This window comes from Pseudomonas sp. 9AZ (genome assembly GCF_902506525.1).
Lineage (GTDB): Bacteria > Pseudomonadota > Gammaproteobacteria > Pseudomonadales > Pseudomonadaceae > Aquipseudomonas > Aquipseudomonas peli.
The window spans coordinates 1020373-1044045 of record NZ_LR733840.1; the positions used below are offsets into that span (position 1 = coordinate 1020373).

Sequence of the window (23673 nt, forward strand, 5' to 3'; positions counted from 1 at the left end):
CCGCTGTGCGGACGAGGGGACGCAGGGCGAGGTGGGCGCGACATAGGTGATCCAGCAACAGGTTACGAGGCTGCCAGTGTAACCGAGGCCAAGGTTGGACTATCAGGCTGAGTGATCCGCGCAGCCTTGGCTGGTGTAGCGGGCTATGCTGGCAAAGTTGTGTTTCCCGTCCCGAGGCCATTGTTATGAGTTCGTCCGAATCCATCGTCAATACCTTTACCGGCTGGGCCGCCAAAGCCCCCGGCGCGCCCCTCGAACCGCACAGTTATGACCCCGGCCCGCTGGGCGCCGAAGAAGTGGAAGTGGCGGTGGAATACTGCGGCATCTGCCACTCCGACCAGTCGATGATCGACAACGAATGGGGCAACGCGCGCTATCCCTTTATCCCCGGCCATGAAGTGGTCGGCACCGTGGTGCGTCTCGGCCCCCAGGCACGCGGCCTCAAACTCGGCCAACGTGTAGGCATAGGCTGGTACAAGGGCAGCTGCATGCATTGCAGCTCGTGCATGGAAGGCTCGCACCAGCTGTGCGGCACGGTAAAACCAACGATTGTCGGTAGCAACGGCGGTTTCGCCGACCGCCTGCGTAGCCACTGGGCCTGGGCAGTACCACTGCCAGACGGCCTCGAGCCAGCGCTGGTCGGCCCGCTGTTCTGCGCAGGCTCCACGGTGTTTAGCCCGCTGCTGGATTTCGATGTAAAACCCACCGACAAGGTCGGCGTGGTCGGCATCGGCGGCCTTGGTCACCTGGCGCTGAGCTTTCTCAATGCCTGGGGCTGCGAAGTCACCGCATTCACTTCATCGCTGAGCAAACAGGAAGAAGCCAAACGCCTGGGCGCACACAAAGTGGTGGCCTCGACCGACAGCGCAGCGCTGAAAGCGATTGCCGGCAGCCTGGATTTCCTGCTGGTCACGGCCAGTGCCGACCTGGACTGGAGCGCTATGATCGGCACCCTGCGTGGTAAAGGCCGGTTGCACTTTGTCGGCATCGTACCAAGCGCGATCCCGGTGCATGTGTTCAACCTGATTCCCAAACAGAAGAGCCTGTCTGGCTCACCGGTTGGCTCACCGGCCAACATGGCGAAAATGCTCGAGTTCTGCGCGCGCCATCAAATCCTGCCGCAGGTCGAGCACTTCCCCATGAGCAAGGTCAACGACGCCATTGACCACCTGCGCGCCGGCAAAGCGCGTTACCGCGTGGTGCTGGACGCCAGCAAGTGACAGCAGGGGCAAATCAGCTGCATGATTTGCCCCTTTTTCACCGCCGCTGAGCCACACATGCCGCACCCGATCGAAACACCCCGCGCCACCGACTTCCCGCGCTTGCTTGAAGTGTGGGAAGCAGCCGTACGCGCTACCCATGACTTTCTCGAAGAGCACGACATTCAGCTGCTCAAACCCTTACTGATCGAGCAGTACTTCCCCCTGGTTCAGCTCAGTTGCATACGTGGCGACGATGGCACGATCGCCGGTTTTCTCGGCTATGCCGAAGGCAAGGTCGAGATGCTGTTCGTTGACCCGCAGTACCACGGCATGGGCATTGGTCGAGCACTGCTCAACGACGCAGTGGTACGCCTCGGCGCACACCAGGTCGACGTCAATGAGCAGAACCTCCAGGCGCTGGGTTTCTACCTGAGCCAGGGCTTAGCAGTCGAAGGCCGCTCACCGCTGGATGGCGGCGGGCGGCCTTTCCCGATTCTGCACCTGCGCCTCGCTTGATGCGTTAGCGGAACGGCGGCTCATCAAAGCTGCGCAGCTTGCGCGAGTGCAGCGAGTTGAGCTGGCTGCGCATCAGTTCCAGCGCGGTGATGCCGATATGCAGGTGCTGGGTGACCGCGCGCTCATAGAAGGCACCGGCCGCACCCGGCAGTTTGATCTCGCTGTGCAGCGGTTTGTCGGACACGCACAGCAGCGTGCCATAGGGCACGCGCAGGCGATAACCTTGCGCGGCGATGGTGCCGCTTTCCATGTCCACGGCCACGGCGCGGGACAGGTTGATCAACGGCCGCTCCTGGGCCCAGCGCAGTTCCCAGTTGCGGTCGTCGTAGGTCAGCACGGTGCCGGTACGCAGACGCTTCTTCAGCTCATCGCCCTCTTCACCGGTCACCAACTTGGCCGCTTCCTGCAACGCCTGCTGCACCTCGGCCAGGGCAGGCAGTGGGATATGCGGCGGCAGCACGCGATCAAGAATGCCGTCGCGGCGCATATAGGCGTGAGCCAGCACGTAGTCGCCAATGGTCTGCGACTGACGCAGGCCGCCACAGTGGCCAATCATCAGCCAGCAATGCGGACGCAGCACAGCCAGGTGATCGGTGATGTTCTTGGCGTTGGATGGGCCGACACCGATGTTGACCAAGGTAATGCCGTGGCCGTCCTCAGCCTGCAGGTGGTAGGCCGGCATCTGGTAGCGGTGCCAAATGACGTTCTCGATAATCGCCTGCATCTCACCTTCGGCCATGCCGCGCTCGATCACCACGTTGCCCGGCAGCACCATGCGGTTGAAGCGCGACTCACCGACCAGCATGTCCAGACCATGGCGAATAAATTGGTCGACGTAGCGGTGGTAGTTGGTCAGCAGAATCCACGGCTGCACATGCCGCCAGTCGCTACCGGTGTAATGCACCAGGCGGCGCAGGGAGAAATCCACCCGCGCGGCGTCGAACAGCGCCAGCGGCAGCGGGTCGGTGTTTTCCCAGTCGTACAGGCCATCGGCTGTACCATCGGTTGCGGCGGACAGATCGGTACTGGGGAACACCCGCGCCAACTCGGCGGCAGTCACCCCGGAGCCGGCCAGCTCATCGCCCTGTTCAACCACGTACGGATAAGGAATGTTCTGCTGGCTGATGCCCACTTCCACACGCACGGTGAAGTCGCTCATCAGCGGGCGCAGCTGCTCCAGCAGGTATTTACGAAACGCTGCCGGGTGGGTGACGGTGATGCTGTAGGTGCCCGGCACCTGCACCTTGGCGTAGGCGCGCACGGTGGTCGGCACTTCGCCCTGACACAGGTAGACCAGACGCAACTCAGGGTAGCGGAACTGGCACTGCTGAGCGGCATCCGGTTTGACGCGCTCTTTCAGGTAGCGCTTGAGCGCCTGACTCAAGCCCGTGGTCGCCTGCAGGTGCAAGGCGGCCAGACGATCCACTGCTTCTTCAGCGGTGTTGGCGACAATAAAGTCATCGGAACAAGGGTTCACAAGGCACCTTCCTGGCTGATCGGAATGGCTCTATCTTGCCCTGATCCGCCGCGCTTGCGATAGCGCGACGTTGCCCGCGCAGGCTACTTGAGTAGCGCCTGCAGATCCTCGGGCACAGCCTGCGGGGTAAGCGGGCCGACGCGCCGTGTACCCGGATTACCCAAGGGAAACAGCCCCAGCAGCGAACCCAGGCTACCGGGGATACGCAGCAGTTGTGCCAGGCCCTCGGCCCAGTCACGCTGACGCCAGGCCCAAGCGAGCATCCACAGGTGGCTGCGCAGGTGCTCGCTGAAATAACGCTGACCGAGAATATGCGCCCGCTCCAGATGACGCAGCTCGGCAGTGGGATCAGTGCCGCGCTGAGCGCGGGCCAGTTGGTACTCCTGCCAGAAGGCTTGTTCACGGGTCATGGCAACGCTCCTCTATTAAGCTGCGTTGCCAGTCTGCAAGTGTGGGGCGGCCCCCAGGTCAAGCATCCGTTGCTAATCTTCTGTCAGCTCGTCTTCTAAGGAAAACTCATGCCGCGCGCCCTGGTCACATTTGTGCTCTGTCTGTTACCCAGTTTTCTGCTGGCCGATAGCCTGGATGGCCACTACCTGACCACGCTGGACGGCCAGCCAGCCGAAATGCACCTGCGCAGCCAGGGCCAGCAGGTCATGGGGGAGTACGTGGAAGGTGGCAGGCTGCACCTGCAGATCAGCGGCACCTTTGACGGGCAACTGCTCCGGGCTCAGATCAGTGATGCGCAATCTGGCCAGTTGATCGCCAATATGAACGCCACTTACGCCAATGGCATGCTCAACGCCCATATTGCCGCACGCAACCCGACGACCGGGGCCACCTTGGAGCGCAAGGCGCTGTTCCACCGGCAGAACCTTAACGCTGCAGCGGCAGCACCAAGCAGCAGCGCCACACGCGATCCGGCGCTGATCGGCACTTGGGTACACGAGAAGATCATCAACAGCGGCGGTGCCAATTTCGCCTCAATGACCACCCAGATGATTCTGCAACTGAGTGATGACGGCAGCGTTTCGCAGTGGACGCGCAGTGTGGCAGGTGGCGCTGATTGGAACTACGACAGCCCTGGCGAGCTGCAATACAGCGGCCGCTGGCAGAGCAACAACGGCTTGTTGGAAGTGCAGATGCAGGGCCGCAGCGATTATCAGCCCGCCGCTTACTACCGCTTCAGTGACCAGTACCTGGTCACTGAGAGCAATACCGGCAAGCTGATCTGGCAGCGCCGCCAGTAGTCAATCAGGCCGGCTGATGCAGACGCGTGTTGAACAGCGGCCCACGGCTATAAGCGGACAGTGCCTTGGCAGCGGCCAGCACACCCAGATCAACCAGTGGCTCGATCAGGATCACGCTCATATAGGCCAGACCAAAACTGCCCACGGCCGCCAGGTTCTCACCGGAGAAACCGTTGCCATAGAACGCCCAGAAGCCGACCCAGGCGACGATGCCACCCTGATAGGCGGTCGACAGCGCCAACGCCTGTTTGTAGGAGAGGTCTACATAGGCGGTGCCCGGCGCGATAATGCGCTTGGCCAGCACACTGATCGCCCACAGCGGCACCAGCAACGTGGTGACGTTCATGCCGTACTGCGGCAGGTCAAACTGAGCAAAGAGCAGCCCCTGCAGTAATAAGCCGAGCGCCAGACCAACAGCCGTGGCACCCGCGCCAAACAGCAGCAGCAGGGTCGAGCCGAGGATCAGGTGTACCTCGGAAACCCCGACCGCATGGTGCGGAAAGACCTCGAAGAAGCAGAACACCAAGGCGGTGGTTAGCAGGCTACGCAGCGCCAGGGCGGCGGCGCCACCATTGCTGCGTACGCTGTCGAGGGCAAGCTTGGCCGTGAGGCCAAAGGCACCTGCGGCGGTTGCATAACTGAGGAAGAGTTTGGCGCCAGTAACGACTTCTGGTTCGATGTGCATAGCGATTCCTGTACCGCGCCCACCGCGCGATGATCCGGATTGAGGGAATGGGCATAAGCGCCCTACTTCGATGGCAGGTCTCCTGGCTCACGGCTTGATACTCCACCCGCCTTCCCAACCTTGCGGTCAGTGGCATCTGGGCGTCGCTCGCCGTTTACAGTTGCGGGGGCAGCCATGGCTTCGGCACCGGTTGTGGTGCTTTCCATGTTCCCTTTTCATCCAGTCGCATCACACGGGCTGGAACCATCGGCGGCCACCTTACCCGGCGGCCGCGGGAAATGACAGAGCCGGGCGTTTACCGCGCAGGTAAACCAACGGACTGAGTAGCGCCTGACGCCGTATGGAGCAAGCAAGTGAAGACACCACTGGCGTTGGCGCACAGCAGCCCCTGAGCATCGTGCAGCGTGGCCTGTACCGCGACATGTCGCCCTTCGCGCTGCTGCACGCGGGCTTCGGTTCGCAGCGGCAAGGCCGCAAGACCAATCGGGCGCAGGTAATTCACCTGCAGGCTGGCGGTCACGTAGACCTCCTCGGCACAGGCTTGCGAATACACCGCCAACCCCAACGCCGCATCGAACAGCGTGGCGGTGTAGCCGCCATGCACACCGCCAAGCGGATTGAAGTGCACAGCCGGCGGCTGACTGCTGAAGCTCGCCACACCGGCTGCGGCCTGCAGCTGAGCGATACCGTAGTCCGCACCGATATCACCGGCCAGCCAGGCCTTTAATCGCTCAAAGAGACTGCTGTGCATGTCCAAGCCTCAGATCAGATGCGGCGTACTGCGCACCACCAGCGCCTCGACATTCACCCCACGCGGCAGAGTGCCGTAGACCCGGCCGCCCTGCCCGCCCAAACGGCTGGCGATAAAGGCATCGCTTACCACCGAATTGCCGGCTTCCAGCAGCAGCTTGGCCTGCAGCGCCAGGGCCACGTCTTCGGTCAACTGACGGGCGCGGTACTGGATATCGGCGGTGTCGCGGAAGTCTGCCTGCAGCTTGGTGATATGCGCCTTGAGGCGTGCATCAGCATGACCATCGCCGAGTTCATGGAACAGTGCATCGAGTACGCCGGGTTCCTTGGACAGGGCGCGCAACACGTCCAGGCACTGCACGTTGCCCGAGCCTTCCCAGGTCGAGTTGACCGGTGCTTCACGGTACAGGCGCGGCAAGATGGTGTCCTCGACATACCCGGCGCCGCCCATGCATTCGGCGGCCTCGTTGATCATGGCGGGCGCACGTTTGCAGATCCAGTATTTGCCCACAGCAGTGACCAGGCGGGCGAACTTGTCTTCCTGCTCGTCATGCGGATTATCCAGCGCCTTACCCATGCGCATAGTCAGCGCCAGGGCTGCCTCGCTTTCCAGGGCCAGGTCGGCCAGTACGTTCTGCATCAGCGGCTGTTCGCTCAGTACCCGACCGCCCACCTGGCGATGAGCGCAGTGGTGTGCGGCCTGGGTCAGGGCCTGACGCATCAGGGCGCTGGAGCCGATCATGCAGTCGAAGCGGGTCAGCGCGACCATCTCGATAATGGTCGGCACGCCACGGCCTTCTTCGCCAACCATCCAGGCCAGGGCGCCGCGAAACTCCACTTCACTGGAGGCGTTCGACCAGTTGCCCAGCTTGTTTTTCAGGCGCTGGATATAGAACTCGTTGCGCGTGCCGTCCGGGCGGTGGCGCGGCAGCAGAAAGCAGGTCAGGCCCTTGGTGGTGTATGCCAGGGTCAGGAAGGCATCGCACATCGGCGCCGAGCAGAACCATTTGTGACCGACCAGCTCGTAAGCCTGGCCCGGGCCACCAAGACCTACGGGGTAAGCGCGGGTGGTGTTGGCGCGAACATCGGTGCCGCCCTGCTTCTCAGTCATGGCCATGCCGATGGTCGCACCGGTTTTCTGCTCGATCGGCAGATTGCGCGGGTCGTACTGGGTGGAGAGTATTTTCGGCAGCCACTTCTCGGCCACATCGGCCTGCAGCTTGAGTGCGGGCACGCTGGCGAAGGTCATGGTCAGCGGGCAACCGCTGCCGGCTTCGGCCTGGCTGTGCAGGTAGCTCATGGCGGCGCGCGCCACCTGAGCACCGGCGCGCTGATCGGTCCAGGGCATGGACGGTAGGCCATGCTCGATGGCCGCACTCATCAGTTGGTGATAAGCCGGGTGAAACTCCACCAGATCGGCGCGATGGCCATAGCGGTCGTGGCTTTTGAACACCGGCTTGTTTTCATTGGCGAGAAAGCCTGCGGCCATCAGCTCACCACCGGCCAGGCCGCCATACACATCCAGGCGCTGCTCGGCCCAGCCGCCGCCGAAGCGTTTGCTCCACTCCTGCAGCGGTAGGTCAACGCGGTACAGGTTAGCGCCATCCAGCGGCGGCACCTGGTTGAACACTTCATGGGTTTCGGCGTGTTGGCTGGCATTCATGACTGAGGCTCCTCTGCGGGCAATGGGGCGCCCACAGCGCGTAGACAAAAGGTAACCAAGGCCTGACTGACTTCAGCCAGGCTGGGGGCGGGATAACCGGCTTCGCGGGCGGCGCGCGCGGGCGGCGATAACGGGCCGACCAGGGCTTCGGCAATGGCGCCGACCAGGCAGGCTGCGACCAGGTTGATCTGCTGTACACGGAACACGCCGAGTGCGGCGCCTTCCTGCAGCAATTCGACGAACAGCTCGGCATAGGCTTCGCGGTAGAACAGGCGCTGCTCGTCGACTTCCGGATCAACCGGCTCAGCAATCAGGGCGAAGGCCAAGCGGCGGCTTTCCCAAGCCCTCGCCGCAAAGCGCTCCAGCCCCGCGCCCAGGCGTTGCTCCGGACGACCGGGTCCGCGCATGGTGGCGGCCAACGCATCGACTTCACGCTGGCTGGCCACAGCAAACACCTCGGCTGCCAGACTGCCCTTGCTGCTGAAGTGACGGTAGAGGCTGCCGGTGGCAATCCCGACATCCTCGGCCAGGGCCTGCATGGTCAGCGCGGCAAAGCCGCCTTCGGCCACCCGCGCCAAGGCGGCGCTGATGATGCGCTCACGCAGCGCCTGGTCACGATCGATACGCAGGGCGGTGGTGCGATAAGCCATGGTCTGAATCCTGATTCACTATTGCTCAAGTGAATCAGGATTCAGAGTTTGGCTAAAGGGCGATTCCGGGCACAACAGCGGGCATATTGGCCAGCTGTTGGCGCATACAACTCAATAATGTATTTACGATCTCGCGAGCTAGAGCCATACAAGGCGCTACGTTAGTAACAGCCTTCGGCTGGTCAAAGCGGCGAGGAAGCGGAGTTTACGAGCTGTAAATGAGCATTACTCGTTTCACTCGCCCTACGGGCCGCGCTAAAGCGCGTTAGCCACAAGTGGCTTACCGAGCCTGCTTTTAACGCAGTAGTGCCGACGCGCAGCAGATCGTAAGATCAGGACTCGCGGCAGAGCACCCAGTCGTGCAATAGATTGCGCAGCTGCTCGAACTTCACCGGCTTGGCCAGGTAGTCGCTCATGCCAGCAGCAAGACAGCGCTCGCGGTCGCCGCTGTGGCTGTGGGCGGTGATCGCCAACACCGGCAGCAACTGACAGCCCGGCAGATTACGCAGCGCCCGGCAGGTGGCAAAACCGTCCATCACCGGCATCTGGCAGTCCAGCAGCACGGCGTCGATGGTCTCGCTACGCAAGAGCTCAAGGGCTTCAGCGCCATTGTCGGCCGTGCGCACCTGATACCCCAGCTTGAGCAGCATGCCGCGGGTTACCAGCTGATTGATCGCGTTGTCTTCGACGATTAATACCGTGCACTGCTCAGGCGCGCGCAGCGCCGGGCCGGTGGCGCGCAGCACGACGGCGACTGGGGAGGTCATTTGCACCGGCAAGGCCAACGGCAGCTCCAGGCGGAAACAGCTACCCTGACCGGGCTGTGATTCATGACTGAGATCACCGCCGAGCAGATCGACCAGCTGCCGGCAGATCGCCAGACCAATGCCCAGGCCGCCGTATTCGCGGGTCATCGAACCATCCAGCTGCTGAAAGCGCTGATACAGCTTGCCGTCCGCCGGTACGGCAAAGCCCACACCGGTATCAATCACCTCGATGCGCAGCGGCAGAATATCGCTGGCCGAACCGCCACGGCTGACCCTTACACGCACCTCGCCATGTAAGGTGAACTTGATGGCGTTATCCAGCAGGCAGTTAAGGCTTTGCACCAGTTTGCTGGCGTCGCCTTCGAGGGTGTCCGGCAGGCTGTCATCCAGCTCCAGCACAAAGCGCAGGCCCTTGTCTTCGGCGCGCGGCGCGTACTGCGCACGCAAACCGTCGAACAGGCCACGCAGGCTGAATGGCTCGCGCCGTGGGTAAAGGCGTCCGGCCTGCAGCTCGGTGAGAGCGAGGATGTCATTGACCATGCGCATCATGTCGCGGGCCGAGCTCGCAGCGGTGCGCTGGTAATGCGCCAACTCACCGTCGATCTCGAGCATCTGCATCAGTTCAAGCGAACCAATCACCCCATTCATCGGTGTGCGCAGTTCGTGGGTGACGGTGGCGAGGAATTCATCCTTGAGGCGGTTGCTGTTGGCCAGTTCCTGGTTGAAGGCTTCGAGCTTGAGCCCGGCCTCTTGGAGGATGCGCGTGCGTTCTTCCTTCATCGCGTTGATGCGGTCGGCCAGGGCCAGCGAGAGCAGGCCAACCTCCAACGCCGAGCCAATCTGACTGGCGTACATGGTGAGGAACATATTCGGCAGGTAGCCCAGCACCATCAGCGTGTTGACCATCCCACCGGCGAGAAAGGCCGTCCAGGCGATGATGAAATAGCGCGCCACACGCATGCCGCGCATCCAGGCGAGGATGCCAGCACTGAAGATCACCACGGTAAAGCCCAGCGCCAGATAGGTGGCCAAACGCAATGACAGGGCATAACTGGCCGTCAGTGCCAGGGTCATCACCAGCACACCAGACCCCATCATCAGCAATAAGGCGCGGTCGACCCAAGGGCTGTGCTCGGCGGTATGCAGGAAGCTGCGGGCGAACTGACACCCAAACAACGCAGCCGCACCAATCAGAAACGGCGTGGCAGCGTTCGCCCACCACGGGCTGTTGGGCCAGAAATACTCGATGGCCGCGCCGTTAACCGACAGCTGATAAAAGCCGAACGAGGCGATATAGAGGATGTAATACAGGTAGCTGGTGTCGCGCACGCTGAGGAAGATAAACAGGTTGTAGATCAGCATCACCAGCAGCACGCCGTAGATGATGCCCAGCACATAGATGCGCGCCGGTTGCTCTTCCAGGTAGGCGTTGGGCGCCCAGAGGGTCAGTGGCGCCTGGATCGAGCCCTGGCTTTCCAGGCGCAAGTAAACACTTTGCCGTTGCCCCGGTGGCAACCTCAGTTCAAACACATAGTTGTGCTGCTTGATCTCGCGACTGGAGAACGGCAAGGCATCGCCGGTGTGCTGGCTCAGTTGATAGCGTCCCTGTGCATCGGGCAGGTACAGCTGCACATGATCAAGCGGCGGATAGGCCAGCTCCAGCAACCAGGGCTGGTCGCCATTCGCCTGCTGCGGGCGGTACTCCAGATCCAGGCGCAGCCAGAACACTGAACGCGAATAACCAGCATTCAGTACGCCCTTGTCATGCTGACGGAAGCTGGCCTGCAGGGCTGGAGAGGTGATGTCCTCGATGCTGGCATCGCCGCGTACATCCTCGAATACAGACATGGCCGTGCCGAGCGGCAGGCTGCGGGTGTTTTCGTCAAAAACCAATGCCCCGGCCAACCCTGGCACCAGCATGAAGAAGCAGAGAAGGATGTAGTGCATGCAGCTCAGCCAGAGTAGGCCAACAGCGCCACGGCGCGCCGTTGGAAGCGGTGTAATTGAATGCTGGCACTCTAACATAGGCCTTTACACCAGAACCCCAGGAAAACCTGAATGACCTGGAGTTTTTTGACCGTTCATTGGGCCGTGTCACAACTCTTTCCGAGCCTGCGACAGATCGTCCGCAGCATGGGCTTTCCTGCCGCAACAGGGTCTGCAAGCCGCCGTTTGGTGGTAAGCTCGCGCACCATGAAAACGCCTACTTCTCGCCCCGTAGTGCTGTGCCTGTCCGGTCACGACCCCAGTGGTGGTGCTGGCCTGCAAGCCGATATCGAAGCCCTGCTCGCCCAAGGCTGTCACGCCGCTCCTACCGTGACCGCGCTGACCGTGCAGGACACCGTCAATGTTTCTGACTTCCGCGTGCTCGACCGCGACTGGGTCTTGGCCCAAGCCAATGCGGTGATCAATGACCTGCCGGTCGAAGCCGTTAAGCTCGGCATGCTCGGCTCGGTCGAGATGGTCGAGACCGTGCTGCATATCATGCAGCGCTTACCCGGCATTCCGCTGGTCTGCGACCCGGTGCTGCGTGCCGGCGGCGGCGGCGCGCTGGGCAAGGACGAAGTCGGTTATGCCATGCGCGAGCGCCTGCTGCCCGTTGCCACCATTGCCACGCCGAACCTACCGGAAGCGCGCATCCTCGCCGAGTTGCCCGAGGGTACGGCCGATGAGTGCGCCGAGAAGCTGCTGCCCTTCATCCAACACCTGCTGATCACCGGCGGTCATGGCGATGAGCATGAAGTGCACAACCGCCTGTACAGCCGTGATGGCAGCCGCCACACCTTTACCTGCCAGCGCCTACCCGGCAGCTACCATGGTTCCGGCTGCACCCTGGCCAGCACCCTGGCCGGGCGCCTGGCACTAGGCCAGGAACTGGTCAGCGCTGTGCAGTTCGCCCTCGATTACACCTGGCGCACCCTGCGCGATGCCGAACAACCGGGCCACGGCCAGTACATCCCGCGCCGCCTGCCGCTGGATATCTCTTAATAGTTAGCCGCTGATGGAGTACCCGATGAAACTGCGTGGCCTGTATGCCATCACCGACAGCGAATTACTCAAGGGCAAGCTGCTGCCCTACGTTGAGGCGGCACTCAAGGGTGGCGCGAGGCTGCTGCAGTACCGCGACAAATCCAGCGACGAAGCGCGGCGCCTACGCGAAGCCGAAGCCCTACGCGAGCTGTGCAACCGCTATGGCGCCGCATTGATCATCAATGACGACGCCGAACTGGCGGCGCGCCTCGGCGTGGGCTTACACCTGGGGCAAGGCGATGGCTCGCTGTCCGTCGCCCGCGCCCTGCTCGGGCGCAAAGCAATTATCGGCGGCACCTGCCACGCCCAGCTGGAACTGGCCGAAGCCGCCGCCAAAGAAGGCGCCAGCTACGTCGCCTTCGGCCGCTTCTTCAATTCCACCACCAAGCCTGGCGCACCGGCGGCTGATGCTGAGCTGCTGACAGCGGCGAAAGCCAAGATCAACCTGCCGATTGTCGCCATCGGCGGCGTGACCCTGGACAACGCCCCTGAGCTGATTGCCCACGGCGCCAGCATGGTGGCTGTGGTGCATGGCCTGTTCGGGGCCGACTCGGCTGCTGAAGTCGAGCGTCGCGCCCGCGCTTTTAGCGCCCTGTTTACCCAGAAATAAAGGCCTGGAGCCATTATTAACGTCGCACAGCGACGACCCGAAGGGTGGCCGCCAGGGATGGCAGGCCATAATTAATTCTTGTCAGGGGCAGCCCGGCTTGCCCCAACTCCCCGTTTGAGAGGCCCTGCCATGTCCCGTTCCGAAACCCTCTTCGCCAACGCGCAAAAGCACATCCCTGGCGGCGTCAACTCGCCGGTGCGCGCCTTCAAAAGCGTCGGCGGCACGCCGCTGTTCTTCAAGCATGCTGAAGGCGCCTACGTCACCGATGAAGACGACAAGCGCTACGTCGACTACGTCGGCTCCTGGGGCCCGATGATCCTCGGCCACAGCCACCCGGAAGTCCTCGACGCAGTGCGTAACCAGTTGCAGCACGGCCTGTCCTACGGCGCGCCGACCGCGATGGAAACCGAGATGGCCGATCTGGTGTGCAGCCTGGTGCCGTCGATGGAAATGGTGCGCATGGTCAGCTCCGGCACCGAGGCGACCATGAGCGCCATCCGCCTGGCCCGTGGCTACACCGGCCGCGACAACATCATCAAATTCGAAGGCTGCTACCACGGGCATTCCGACAGCCTGCTGGTGAAAGCCGGCTCCGGCCTGCTGACCCAGGGCGTGCCAAGCTCGGCCGGCGTGCCGGCGGACTTTGCCAAACACACCCTGACCCTGCCCTTCAACGACCTGGCAGCGGTCGAGCAGATGCTCAGCGAAGTCGGTTCGAGCGTCGCCTGCATCATCGTCGAGCCGGTAGCCGGCAACATGAACTGCGTGCCGCCAGCACCGGGCTACCTGCAGGGTCTGCGCGAGCAGTGCGACAAGCATGGCGTGGTGCTGATCTTCGACGAAGTGATGACCGGTTTCCGCGTCGCCCTCGGTGGTGCCCAGGCGTATTACGGCGTCACCCCGGACCTGACCACCTTCGGCAAGATCATCGGCGGCGGTATGCCGGTCGGCTGTTTCGGCGGCAAACGCGAGATCATGCACTGCATCGCCCCGCTCGGACCGGTGTACCAGGCCGGTACTCTGTCGGGTAACCCGCTGGCCATGGCCGCAGGCCTGACTACTTTGCGCCTGATCAAACGCCCGGGCTTCCACGCCGAGCTGACTGACTACACCAGCCGCATGCTACAGGGCCTGCAGGATCGCGCCGATGCGGCCGGCATCCCGTTTGTCACCACCCAAGCGGGCGGCATGTTCGGCCTGTATTTCAGCGGCGCTGACGACATCGTCACCTTTGAGGATGTAATGGCCAGCGATGCCGAGCGCTTCAAGCGCTTCTTCCACCTGATGCTGGCCGGTGGCGTGTACCTGGCGCCGAGTGCTTTCGAGGCCGGCTTCACCTCCATCGCCCACAGCGATGCCGAGTTGAAGATCACCCTGGATGCCGCTGAACGGGCCTTTGCCGAGCTGAAGAACGCCTGATGCAGTACAGCACGGCACTCTCCGATGGCGTACTGGCTTTGGCCTGCCTGGCCTGCGCAATCGCCATCGGCAAAGCCCGCAGGCACTATGGCGAGGCCGATCAGCCCGCGCTGTTTTGCGCCCTGCTAGGGTTTCTCCTGCCGGCCGCTGCGGCGACCGTTGGCGTGGTTCGCTTCGGCATCGACCCCGACGCACAAGCTGCACATTTGTGGCTGAGCCAAGCCAGCAGCTTTCTCGGCCTGCCGCTGCTCGGCGCAGCCGCACTGGCTTTGGGCCGAGGCTGGGAATGGAGTCGCGCCAACTGGGGGCGCATCCTTTTGGGGCTGTGCGCGTTCTTCGAGCTGTTCCGGCAGATGAACCAGCTGGAGGATTATCGCCTGCTGCTCAACCTGGCAACCTTGCTGCTGATTCTCTACGCCGGTGCTGTGCAGTGGCCCAGACGCGCACCCCTGGCTTCGGCGATTGCGGTGGTCGGGCTGTTTCTGCTGGCCGGCTTGGCCGTCGGCACCGAGGGCTTTATCGGTTCTTTACGCCGAGTCGACTTGTTCCACGCCCTGCTGACGCCGGCCTACCCACTGCTGGCCTGGCTACTGTTGAGCCTGCCTGGCAGCGCAAAAAATGGCCGCACGGAAGAAAACCCGGTAAAGACTTTGTAAGAACGCCGCTGCTTATTTCATAATGTGATGGCTGCCGCGTTACGGCGGCCAGGCACATCGCCTGTTGTGCATCCCGAGGTAAACGGATTTTCATGAAACGCACCGGCCGCACCCTGTCTCTGGGCTGCCTGTTGCTCCTGCTGCCACTGCTTGCCTCGGCGAGCGGCAATTCCTTGCTGATCCCCGCGCTTGGCAGCTGCTCACTCAACACCGCCCCCGAAGAACTACCCGCTGCTGTCGAAGCCTGCGAGCAAGCTGCGCTCAATGGCGATCTGCAGGCAGAGTTTGAACTGGGCGAGTTCTATTACGACGGCAAGCGCGTCGAACGCGATCTCAGCCAGGCGCTGAAATGGTTCGAGCAGGCCTCACTGCAAGGCCATGCGCAATCGCAGTACCGCCTGGGCATGATGTTTTTCCGCGGCGAAGGCGTGCAGGCAAACGCGGTGCAGGCTTATATCGTGCTGAAGATGGCGGCGGTGAATGGCTCGGATGAAGCCATGGACAGCGCCGACCTGATTGCCGCACAGATGCCCCGTGATGAGCTGGAAATCGCCAGCCAGGTGCTCGGGCAAATCTTCCGCAACTACCTGCTGGAATTGCAGAACGCCGACACCCTTACCTCACCGTTCGCCCCGCTGCCCTGATTCAACCCATCTAACACGCTTAGACACTGTTTAAGATCTCGCGAGCTAGAGTCATGCAAGGCAAAAACAGACGAGGAAGCGGAGTGTACTTTTGTACATGAGCATTCTGAGGCTGTTTTTAACGCAGCAGGGCCGACGCGCAGCAGATCGTATGCCGACTGCTTACTTGTCCGGCATGGGCATGGGGAACGGCATGACATTGCCGCCACCCTTGGCTTCGCTGATCTTCGGCGTGCCCAGGCGTTCGACTTCGTCGATGCGGATGATCGCGTGCATGGGGATAAAGCTGCGCACCACACCGTCAAACTGCGCCTTGAGCTTTTCCTCGCTGGGGTCGACGACCACCTGGGTGCGTTCGCCGAAGACGAACTCTTCTACTTCCAGAAAGCCCCACAGATCGCTTTGAAAGATCTGCTTGGCGTACATCTCGTACACCTGACCCTGGTTGAGGAAAATCACCTTGTAGATGGGTTCGCGCTTGCTCATGGCTATGCAGTTCGTACCGATGGGTTAATTGAAAGGGCGCGGATCATAGCATAGCCGCCTAGCAGCCAACGCTAGGAACCCTGGCACTAGCTCCCTATAATGCGCGGTTCTTCGAATCACCCTTTTTGAGCGCGCATGACCAAGAAGCTTTATATCGAAACCCACGGTTGCCAGATGAACGAGTACGACAGCTCGCGCATGATTGACCTGTTGGGCGAACATCAAGCCCTGGAAGTCACCGAGAAGGCAGCAGACGCTGACATCATCCTGCTCAACACCTGCTCGATCCGTGAAAAAGCCCAGGACAAGGTGTTCTCGCAACTCGGCCGCTGGCAAAAACTGAAAATTGCCAACCCCGACCTGGTGATTGGCGTCGGTGGCTGTGTAGCCAGCCAGGAAGGCGCGGCGATTCGTGATCGCGCGCCCTACGTCGACGTGGTCTTCGGCCCGCAGACCCTGCACCGCCTGCCGGAAATGATCGACGCCGCGCGTACCACCAAGATCGCCCAGGTCGACATCAGCTTCCCCGAGATCGAAAAATTCGACCGCCTGCCCGAACCACGTGTCGACGGCCCCAGCGCCTACGTGTCGGTGATGGAAGGCTGCAGCAAGTACTGCACCTTCTGCGTGGTGCCCTACACCCGTGGCGAAGAAGTCAGCCGCCCCATGGCCGACGTGCTCGGTGAGATCATCCACCTGGCCGAACACGGCGTGCGTGAGATCACCCTGCTCGGGCAGAACGTCAACGGCTACCGTGGCGCAACCCAGAATGGGCAGATTGCTGACTTCGCCGAGCTGCTCTACGCCGTAGCGGCAATCGACGGTATCGACCGCATTCGCTACACCACCAGCCATCCGCTGGAGTTCTCCGACGCGCTGATCCAGGCCCACGCCGAAATTCCCGAACTGGTGAAGTACCTGCACCTGCCGGTGCAATCGGGCTCCGACCGCATTCTCGCGGCGATGAAGCGCAACCACACCGCACTGGAATACAAGTCGCGCATCCGCAAGCTGCGCGCCGCCGTGCCGGACATTCTGATCAGCTCGGACTTTATCGTCGGTTTCCCCGGTGAAACCGAGAAGGACTTCGAGCAGACCATGAAGCTGGTCGAGGATGTCGGTTTCGACTTCTGCTACTCCTTCGTCTACAGCGCGCGTCCTGGCACCCCGGCGGCGGACCTGCCCGATGACACCCCGCTGGAGCTGAAAAAACAGCGCCTGGCACTGCTGCAACACCGCATCACCCAGCAGGGCTTCGAAAATAGCCGACGCATGGCCGGCACTGTGCAGCGAATCCTGGTCAACGATTACTCGAAGAAGGACCCTGGCATGCTCCAGGGCCGCACCGAGAGCAATCGGGTGGTCAACTTCCGCAGCGACAACCCGCGCCTGATCGGCCAGTTTGTCGACGTGTTTATCGACGAAGCCATGCCCAACTCGCTGCGCGGCACTTTGCTCAGCGAAACCGTCTGCAACTAAAGCCGCAGCGGCCCGAGCTTCCCCCTCGCGGCCGCTAGCGCTATTCTTCGTTTCACTACCCCAGCCGACTGGCGGCCATCACACGACCTTGAACGCACCCATAGAACCACTCCGCTTTATCCTTGAACCCTTTGAGGCTCGCCGCTTCGCTAACCTGTGCGGCCAATTTGATGAGCACTTGCGCCTGATCGAACAGCGCCTGGGCATCGAGTTGCGCAACCGCGGCAACCAGTTCGAACTGGTCGGCACCGCTGGCCAGACCCGCGCAGCCGAACAGCTGCTGCGCCGCCTGTACCGCGAAGCCGAAAACACCGAACTGTCGCCCGAGCTGGTGCACCTGTTTCTACAGGAGTCCGGCATCGAGGAAATGAGCAACCCGACCGTCGAAGCCAGCGTCGCCCTGCGCACCCGCAAGGGCATGATTCGCCCACGCGGGGCCAATCAGCAGCGCTACGTCAAAGCCATCCTCGACCACGACATCAACTTCGGCATCGGCCCAGCCGGTACGGGTAAAACCTACCTGGCGGTGGCCTGCGCCGTGGACGCCCTGGAACGCGAGCAAATTCGCCGCATCCTGCTGGTACGCCCGGCGGTAGAAGCTGGCGAGAAGCTCGGCTTCCTCCCCGGCGACCTGTCGCAGAAGATCGACCCCTACCTGCGCCCGCTGTACGACGCGCTTTACGAGATGCTCGGCTTCGAACAGGTGGCCAAGCTGATCGAGAAACAGGTGATCGAAGTCGCGCCGCTGGCCTACATGCGCGGCCGCACCCTGAACAACAGCTTTATCATCCTCGACGAAAGCCAGAACACCACGCTGGAACAGATGAAGATGTTCCTTACCCGCATCGGTTTCGGCTCCACCGCCGTGATCACCGGCGACATCACCCAGGTCGACCTGCCACGCGGCACCAAAAGCGGCCTGACCCACGTCATCGATGTGTTGCGTGACGTTCCGGGCATCAGCTTTACCCACTTCAAGCCCAAGGACGTGGTGCGCCACCCACTGGTGCAGCGCATCGTCGAAGCCTACGAGCGCTACGACAATCGCATGCACGGCAAGCTGGATGACGAGCAGGATGATCACAATGCTTGAGCTTGACCTGCAGATCGCCAGCGACGCCGCCTCCCTGCCGAGCGAGGCGCAGTTTCGCGCCTGGTGCGAGATCGCCCTGCGCCAGCGCACGGCAGATTCCGAGCTGACCATCCGTCTGGTCGATGAAGCCGAAGGCCGCGAGCTCAATCACACCTGGCGTCATAAAGATTACGCCACCAACGTACTATCCTTCCCTGCCGACGTGCCGGACGAGATGCTGGATATACCGCTGCTCGGTGATCTGGTGATCTGCGTGCCAGTGGTTGAGCGCGAAGCCCAAGAACAAGCTAAAACCAGCGAAGCGCATTGGGCGCACCTAGTGATCCACGGTTGCCTGCACCTGCTCGGCTATGACCACATCGACGATGAGGAAGCCGAAGAGATGGAAGCGCTGGAACGAGAATTGCTGGCTGAGTTGGGTCATCCCGACCCTTACGCCGACCACGAATAAATACCCCTCTACGCAAACCCAACTGAAATTACAAAAGGTTCCTGAGTAACCACCATGAGCGAAGACCGATCGAGCAACGAGCAGAAGTCCTGGTTTAACAGACTGACCCAGGCTTTTGCTCATGAGCCGAAAAACCGCAAGGAATTGCTGGAAGTGCTGCGCGAAGCGCATCAGAACAAGCTGCTCGACAGCGAAGCACTGGCCATCGTTGAAGGTGCAATTCAGGTCGCCGACCTGCAGGTTCGCGACATTATGGTGCCGCGCTCACAAATGATGAGCATCAAGGCCAACCAGACGCCCAAGGAATTTCTGCCCTCGATCATCGAAGCCGCGCACTCGCGTTATCCCGTGGTGGGCGAGAGCCTCGACGATGTGGTCGGCATCCTCCTGGCCAAAGACCTGCTGCCGCTGATCCTCTCGGGCGAACAGCCCAACTTCAACATCAAAGACCTGCTGCGCCCGGCCACCTTTGTGCCCGAGTCCAAGCGCCTCAATGTGCTGCTGCGCGAGTTCCGCGCCAACCACAACCACATGGCCGTGGTGATCGATGAGTACGGCGGCGTTGCTGGCCTGGTGACCATCGAGGACGTGCTGGAGCAGATCGTCGGCGATATCGAAGACGAGCACGACGTGGAGGAAGACAGCTACGTCAAACCACTGCCTTCCGGCGATTTTCTGGTCAAGGCGCTGACGCCGATTGAAAGCTTCAACGAAGCCTTCGATACCGAATTCTCCGATGACGAGTTCGATACCGTCGGCGGTCTGGTGATGAGCGCGTTCGGCCACCTGCCCAAGCGCAACGAAGTCACCCAGATCGGCGAATTCCGCTTCCGCGTCCTCAACGCCGACAGTCGCCGCATCCATCTGCTGCGCCTGAGCCCGGTTAGTAATTGATCCAAAACCGGCCACCTCCAAGGGTGGCCGGTTCGCAACACTTCCCCCGCCTGCTTTCCCGCTTTACCCTTGCGCCACCTCAATCCAAGGACCTGCATGCAATGCACTGGATAACCCGACTTGGCTGGCCCGGCAACCTGATCGCGCTACTCGCTGGCGCTATCACGCCCCTGGCGCTGGCACCTTACGACCTGTGGCCGCTGGCCATCCTCTCCATCGCCCTGTTCTACCTCGGCCTGCGTGACCTCACGCCGCGCCAGGCAGTGCTGCGTGGCTGGAGTTATGGCTTTGGCATGTTCACCGCCGGCACCAGCTGGGTGTACGTAAGCATCCACGATTACGGCGCGGCCTCGCCGCCCCTGGCGGTCTTTCTGACCCTGCTGTTTGTCGGTGGCCTCGGTCTGCTGTTCGCCCTCAGCGCCTGGGTCTGGACGCGCTGGCTACGCCGAGTCGAAGCGCCGCTGGCCGACGCCCTGGCCTTTGCCGCCCTGTGGCTGGCGCAGGAAGCCTTCCGCAGCTGGTTTCTCACCGGTTTCCCCTGGCTGTATGCCGGTTACAGCCAGCTGGATGGCCCTCTGGCTGGCCTGGCCCCGGTGGGCGGCGTGTGGCTGCTGTCGTTTGCCTTGGCGCTGAGCGCCGCGCTGCTGGTGAATCTGGCGCAACTGCGCACGCGCAAGGCGTTTCTCGCCATCGGCGTTGTGCTGTTAGTCGCCCCGTGGATCGCCGGTCTCGCGCTCAAGGGCCACGCCTGGACCCAACCGCTAGGCGAACCGCTGAGCGTGTCGGCCATGCAGGGCAATATCGAACAGAACATGAAGTGGGACCCCGAGCAGCTCAACGCGCAGCTCGCGCTTTACCGCGACATGACCTTCAGCGCCAAACCGACCGACCTGATCGTCTGGCCGGAAACCGCCATCCCGGTGCTCAAGGACCGCGCTCAGGGCTACCTGGGCATGATCAATCGCTTCGCCAATGAGCGAAATGCCGCGCTGATTACCGGCGTGCCGATTCGCCAGAGCAACGAGCGCGGCGAACAGCGCTACTACAACGGCATCAGCGTGGTCGGCCAGGGCAGCGGCGATTACCTCAAGCAGAAGCTGGTGCCGTTTGGTGAATACGTACCGCTGCAGGAAGTGCTGCGCGGGCTGATCGCCTTCTTCGACCTGCCGATGTCCGACTTCGCCCGTGGCTCCGCCGAGCAGAGCCTGCTGCAGGCCAAGGGCCATTCGATTGCCGCGTTTATCTGCTACGAAGTGGTCTACCCGGAATTTTCCGCCGGCCTGGCCGCGCAGAGCGACCTGCTGCTGACCATCAGCAACGACACCTGGTTTGGCCGCTCCATCGGCCCGCTGCAACATCTGCAGATGGCGCAGATGCGTGCTCTGGAAGCCGGCCGCTGGATGATCCGCGCGACCAACAACGGCGTCACCGCACTGATCGACCCGCAAGGCCAGATCACCACACAACTGCCGCAGTTCGAACAGGCAGTGCTCTACGGCCAAGTGCAACCGATGCAGGGGCTCACGCCTTATCTGCAGTGGCGTGGTTGGCCCATGCTGATTATCTGCCTGGGGCTATTTGCCTGGGCGTTGATGGCCAGCCGTATGGCTAAAACGCTTTAACGACGAAAAAATCGGTAGAACTCGCGCAGCTCAGCCTGCGCGTCGCCGATGCTGACCGGGGTGAAGCGCAGCGGATGGTGCGCCGGGCATTGCGCCAGGCGCCCCTGATCGAGCGGATGCAGCCAACCGAGCAACGGGTAACCGCCCATGCTCTGGTGGTCGGCCTGCAGGATGATCGGCTGGCCATCCGGTGGTACCTGAATCGCCCCACGAGCAACGCCCAACGACCACTGCCGCACAGGCGGCTGCACCGCCTCGCCGAGCAGTCGTGCGCCCATGCGATCGGAGTGTGGGCTAAGCTGCCAGGTCTGGGCGAAAAAGCCCTGCAACTGGTCCTCCTCAAAACTCGCCGCATCGCCGCCGGTAATTACCCGCAGCAAAGGTTTGCAGCGGTAATCTGGCAGATAAGGCCAGGGCACACTGGCCGCGTGAGTAAAATGCGCAGCCCGACAGGCCAGCAGATCGCCCGCCTGCACCGCCCGCCCCAACCCTTCGCGCAGCTGCACGCTAACGCTGCCCAGCAGCGGCTCGGCGACAAAACCGCCCGTCACTGCCAGGTAGGCGCGCTGACCACTGCGGGCAAAGCCCAGGCGTAACTGCTGGCCTTTGCGCAATGGCAGGCGCGTCCACAACGGTTGCGGCTGATCATCCACACTCAGCGGCATCTGCGCGCCGCACACCGCCACCCAGGTGTCGACCTCGGCCTGCAACTCGACACCGCCCAGGGCGATTTCCAGCAGCGGCGTGCCCCAGGGATTGTTCAGCAGATGATTGGCCCAGGCCGCACCATGCCAATCCTGCGGCCCGGCCGGCGATACACCCAGATGCTGCCAGCCGCGCCGCCCAGCATCCTGCAACAGGCTTTGCGGCCCTGGCTTGAGCACCCGCAGGCCGATCATAGCTGACCGCCTTCGCGGATAAAGTCGCGCTCATCGATGCTGCGAAAACGCACCCGATCACCCAGCGCCAGCGGACAGGGCGGCGTGCGCGCGGCGTCGAACAACGACCAGGGGCAACGGCCAATCAGGTGCCAGCCGCCGGGCGAGCTGTGTGGATAGATCGCCGTTTGCCGCTCGGCAATCGCCAGACTTCCGGCCGGTACGGCAATGCGCGGGGTGGCGCGGCGCGGCAAGGCCAGGCGCGCATCCAGCTCACCGAGGTAGGCAAACCCCGGAGCAAAACCAATCGCGCCAACGCGGTACTCGGTCGCCGCATGCAGTTCGATCACCTGAGCGCCGCTCAGCTGGCACAGTCGCGCGACCTCGGCGAGGTCTTCACCGTGATACAAGATAGGGATTTCATGCAGCCGCCCGGCCTGCGCAACAAAAGGCTCGGCCAGCCAGCGCTCCAGCAGGGGTTTGAGCCGCTCGGCCAGTTCGAGATGATCGGTGCGCATCAGGTCGTAGTGCAGTAGCAGGCTGGTCCAACCCGGCACCAGATCGGTAAGCACTTCACCCAACTCGCCACGGACACGCTCGGCCAAGAGGGCGATCCGTTGCGGCAGCTGCGCATCCGGCTGCTCGGCCAGCACCAGCAGCAGCGCTTCGGCACCGGCCGGTTCGAGGCGGATCATAGGGCGTCCAGGCTGGCCCGCAAACTCCGCAATACGGCCAGGGAGTCGGCGTTATCGCCATGCACGCACAGGCTGTCGGCGCGCAGCTGCAGCGGCTTGCCATCAATATCGGCAAACGGCTCGCCTTGGGCAATCGCCAGGGCCTGCTGAAAGATTCGCTGCGGATCATGGTGCACCGCGCCGCTCAAACGCCTCGGCGCCAACTGCCCATCAGCCAGATAAGCACGGTCGGCAAAGGCCTCGTACATCAACGGCACATCGGCGGCATCGGCCAGGCGCAGCTCACGGCTGTTGTCGGCCAGCGCCAGCACCATCAACGGCAAGCCCTTGCGGTAACTGGCGCAGGCCTCAAGCACCGCGTTGAACAGCGCATCGTCACGCACCAGGTCGTTGTACAGCGCGCCATGCGGTTTGACGTAGGCCAGCTGGATGCCGGCCGCGCGGCAGAAGGCATCCAGCGCGCCGAGCTGATAAAGCACCAGCGCGGTGACCTCCTCTGGCGAGCAAGCGATATGCCGACGGCCGAAACCGAGCAAATCCGGATAAGCCGGGTGCGCACCAATGCTCACCCCATGCTGCACCGCCAGGGCGACGGTGCGTTGCATGGTCATCGGGTCGGACGCATGAAAGCCGCAAGCCAGGTTGGCCTGATCAACCAGCGGCATGGCATGCACATCATCGCCCATGCGCCACACGCCGAAGCTTTCACCCATGTCGCAGTTCAGCAGGATTTTTTTCATGCAGACAAGCTTAGTG

The 23673-nt window shown here is 62.4% G+C and carries 24 protein-coding genes and 1 riboswitch; of the genes, 13 read left to right on the forward strand and 11 right to left on the reverse strand.

The window, feature by feature from the left end:
• The first annotated feature begins 185 nt into the window (after positions 1-185).
• Together ALTER154_RS04915 and ALTER154_RS04920 are read left to right on the forward strand one after the other, a co-directional pair.
• The gene (locus ALTER154_RS04915; RefSeq protein WP_160085481.1) at positions 186-1220 is read left to right on the forward strand and encodes an NAD(P)-dependent alcohol dehydrogenase; all 1035 of its coding nucleotides are present in this window, start codon (positions 186-188) and stop codon (positions 1218-1220) included.
• A gap of 57 nt (positions 1221-1277) precedes the next feature.
• Positions 1278-1718, forward strand: a complete 441-nt coding sequence (locus ALTER154_RS04920; RefSeq protein ID WP_160085482.1) for a GNAT family N-acetyltransferase — start codon at positions 1278-1280, stop codon at positions 1716-1718.
• 4 nt (positions 1719-1722) lie between these two features.
• Here the strand turns inward: ALTER154_RS04920 and amn are convergent, their stop codons facing one another.
• Both amn and ALTER154_RS04930 read right to left on the reverse strand, forming a co-directional pair.
• Positions 1723-3195, reverse strand: coding sequence for an AMP nucleosidase (amn, locus tag ALTER154_RS04925; protein WP_160085483.1), 1473 nt, complete (start codon positions 3193-3195; stop codon positions 1723-1725).
• An 83-nt stretch (positions 3196-3278) separates the two neighbouring features.
• Positions 3279-3605, reverse strand: coding sequence for a DUF3703 domain-containing protein (locus ALTER154_RS04930; protein ID WP_160085484.1), 327 nt, complete (start codon positions 3603-3605; stop codon positions 3279-3281).
• 108 nt (positions 3606-3713) lie between these two features.
• Here ALTER154_RS04930 and ALTER154_RS04935 point away from each other — a divergent pair, with 108 nt between their 5' ends.
• A complete protein-coding gene (locus tag ALTER154_RS04935) occupies positions 3714-4445 on the forward strand; it encodes a hypothetical protein (protein ID WP_160085485.1) in 732 nt (243 codons plus the stop codon).
• A 4-nt stretch (positions 4446-4449) separates the two neighbouring features.
• Here the strand turns inward: ALTER154_RS04935 and ALTER154_RS04940 are convergent, their stop codons facing one another.
• From ALTER154_RS04940 to ALTER154_RS04960, 5 genes are all read right to left on the reverse strand, one after another.
• Positions 4450-5130: an energy-coupling factor ABC transporter permease gene (locus ALTER154_RS04940; protein ID WP_160085486.1), complete on the reverse strand. Its 681-nt coding sequence runs from the start codon at positions 5128-5130 to the stop codon at positions 4450-4452.
• 54 nt (positions 5131-5184) lie between these two features.
• Positions 5185-5393: riboswitch (cobalamin riboswitch) on the reverse strand.
• Between the two features lie 32 nt (positions 5394-5425).
• A complete protein-coding gene (locus ALTER154_RS04945; protein ID WP_160085487.1) occupies positions 5426-5881 on the reverse strand; it encodes a PaaI family thioesterase in 456 nt (151 codons plus the stop codon).
• 9 nt (positions 5882-5890) lie between these two features.
• Positions 5891-7543: an acyl-CoA dehydrogenase family protein gene (locus tag ALTER154_RS04950; RefSeq protein ID WP_160085488.1), complete on the reverse strand. Its 1653-nt coding sequence runs from the start codon at positions 7541-7543 to the stop codon at positions 5891-5893.
• Entirely contained in the window at positions 7540-8193 is a 654-nt protein-coding gene (locus tag ALTER154_RS04955; protein WP_160085489.1) for a TetR/AcrR family transcriptional regulator, read from the reverse strand. Before ALTER154_RS04955 ends, ALTER154_RS04950 begins: the two co-directional genes overlap by 4 nt.
• A gap of 332 nt (positions 8194-8525) precedes the next feature.
• The gene (locus ALTER154_RS04960) at positions 8526-10907 is read right to left on the reverse strand and encodes a hybrid sensor histidine kinase/response regulator (protein WP_160085490.1); all 2382 of its coding nucleotides are present in this window, start codon (positions 10905-10907) and stop codon (positions 8526-8528) included.
• A 246-nt stretch (positions 10908-11153) separates the two neighbouring features.
• Between ALTER154_RS04960 and ALTER154_RS04965 the strand changes: the two genes are divergently transcribed.
• The 5 genes from ALTER154_RS04965 (at position 11154) to ALTER154_RS04985 (ending at position 15319) form a co-directional block, all read left to right on the forward strand.
• Positions 11154-11948, forward strand: a complete 795-nt coding sequence (locus tag ALTER154_RS04965) for a hydroxymethylpyrimidine/phosphomethylpyrimidine kinase (protein WP_160085491.1) — start codon at positions 11154-11156, stop codon at positions 11946-11948.
• Positions 11949-11973: 25 nt separating this feature from the next.
• Positions 11974-12600: a thiamine phosphate synthase gene (gene thiE / locus ALTER154_RS04970; protein ID WP_160085492.1), complete on the forward strand. Its 627-nt coding sequence runs from the start codon at positions 11974-11976 to the stop codon at positions 12598-12600.
• A 129-nt stretch (positions 12601-12729) separates the two neighbouring features.
• The gene (hemL, locus tag ALTER154_RS04975) at positions 12730-14019 is read left to right on the forward strand and encodes a glutamate-1-semialdehyde 2,1-aminomutase (RefSeq protein WP_160085493.1); all 1290 of its coding nucleotides are present in this window, start codon (positions 12730-12732) and stop codon (positions 14017-14019) included.
• Positions 14019-14675, forward strand: coding sequence for a hypothetical protein (locus ALTER154_RS04980; RefSeq protein ID WP_160085494.1), 657 nt, complete (start codon positions 14019-14021; stop codon positions 14673-14675). The genes hemL and ALTER154_RS04980 overlap by 1 nt, the downstream gene beginning before the upstream one ends.
• Before the next feature lie 92 nt (positions 14676-14767).
• Positions 14768-15319 (forward strand): tetratricopeptide repeat protein, encoded by a 552-nt coding sequence (locus ALTER154_RS04985; protein ID WP_090249223.1) that lies wholly within the window; start codon positions 14768-14770, stop codon positions 15317-15319.
• Positions 15320-15481: 162 nt separating this feature from the next.
• Here the strand turns inward: ALTER154_RS04985 and ALTER154_RS04990 are convergent, their stop codons facing one another.
• Positions 15482-15805, reverse strand: a complete 324-nt coding sequence (locus tag ALTER154_RS04990; protein WP_090249225.1) for a DUF1820 family protein — start codon at positions 15803-15805, stop codon at positions 15482-15484.
• A gap of 135 nt (positions 15806-15940) precedes the next feature.
• Between ALTER154_RS04990 and miaB the strand changes: the two genes are divergently transcribed.
• The 5 genes from miaB to lnt all read left to right on the forward strand — a co-directional run bounded on the left by miaB (position 15941) and on the right by lnt (position 21344).
• Complete coding sequence (miaB, locus tag ALTER154_RS04995; protein WP_160085495.1) at positions 15941-17284, forward strand: tRNA (N6-isopentenyl adenosine(37)-C2)-methylthiotransferase MiaB; 1344 nt, start codon at positions 15941-15943, stop codon at positions 17282-17284.
• Between the two features lie 88 nt (positions 17285-17372).
• The gene (locus tag ALTER154_RS05000) at positions 17373-18377 is read left to right on the forward strand and encodes a PhoH family protein (protein ID WP_160085496.1); all 1005 of its coding nucleotides are present in this window, start codon (positions 17373-17375) and stop codon (positions 18375-18377) included.
• Positions 18370-18828: an rRNA maturation RNase YbeY gene (gene ybeY / locus ALTER154_RS05005; RefSeq protein ID WP_160085497.1), complete on the forward strand. Its 459-nt coding sequence runs from the start codon at positions 18370-18372 to the stop codon at positions 18826-18828. The genes ALTER154_RS05000 and ybeY overlap by 8 nt, the downstream gene beginning before the upstream one ends.
• 54 nt (positions 18829-18882) lie before the next feature.
• A complete protein-coding gene (locus ALTER154_RS05010; protein ID WP_090249233.1) occupies positions 18883-19722 on the forward strand; it encodes an HlyC/CorC family transporter in 840 nt (279 codons plus the stop codon).
• A 101-nt stretch (positions 19723-19823) separates the two neighbouring features.
• Positions 19824-21344 carry an apolipoprotein N-acyltransferase gene (gene lnt, locus ALTER154_RS05015; RefSeq protein ID WP_160085498.1) on the forward strand — a complete coding sequence of 507 codons (1521 nt, stop codon included), beginning with the start codon at positions 19824-19826 and terminating at the stop codon, positions 21342-21344.
• Here the strand turns inward: lnt and ALTER154_RS05020 are convergent.
• From ALTER154_RS05020 to ALTER154_RS05030, 3 genes are read right to left on the reverse strand one after another with little or no spacing between them, the layout of a single operon-like run.
• A complete protein-coding gene (locus tag ALTER154_RS05020) occupies positions 21341-22243 on the reverse strand; it encodes a biotin-dependent carboxyltransferase family protein (RefSeq protein ID WP_160085499.1) in 903 nt (300 codons plus the stop codon). The genes lnt and ALTER154_RS05020 overlap by 4 nt on opposite strands.
• Positions 22240-22917 (reverse strand): 5-oxoprolinase subunit PxpB, encoded by a 678-nt coding sequence (pxpB, locus tag ALTER154_RS05025; protein WP_160085500.1) that lies wholly within the window; start codon positions 22915-22917, stop codon positions 22240-22242. The genes ALTER154_RS05020 and pxpB overlap by 4 nt, the downstream gene beginning before the upstream one ends.
• A complete protein-coding gene (locus ALTER154_RS05030; RefSeq protein WP_160085501.1) occupies positions 22914-23657 on the reverse strand; it encodes a 5-oxoprolinase subunit PxpA in 744 nt (247 codons plus the stop codon). The genes pxpB and ALTER154_RS05030 overlap by 4 nt, the downstream gene beginning before the upstream one ends.
• Positions 23658-23673 lie beyond the last annotated feature (16 nt).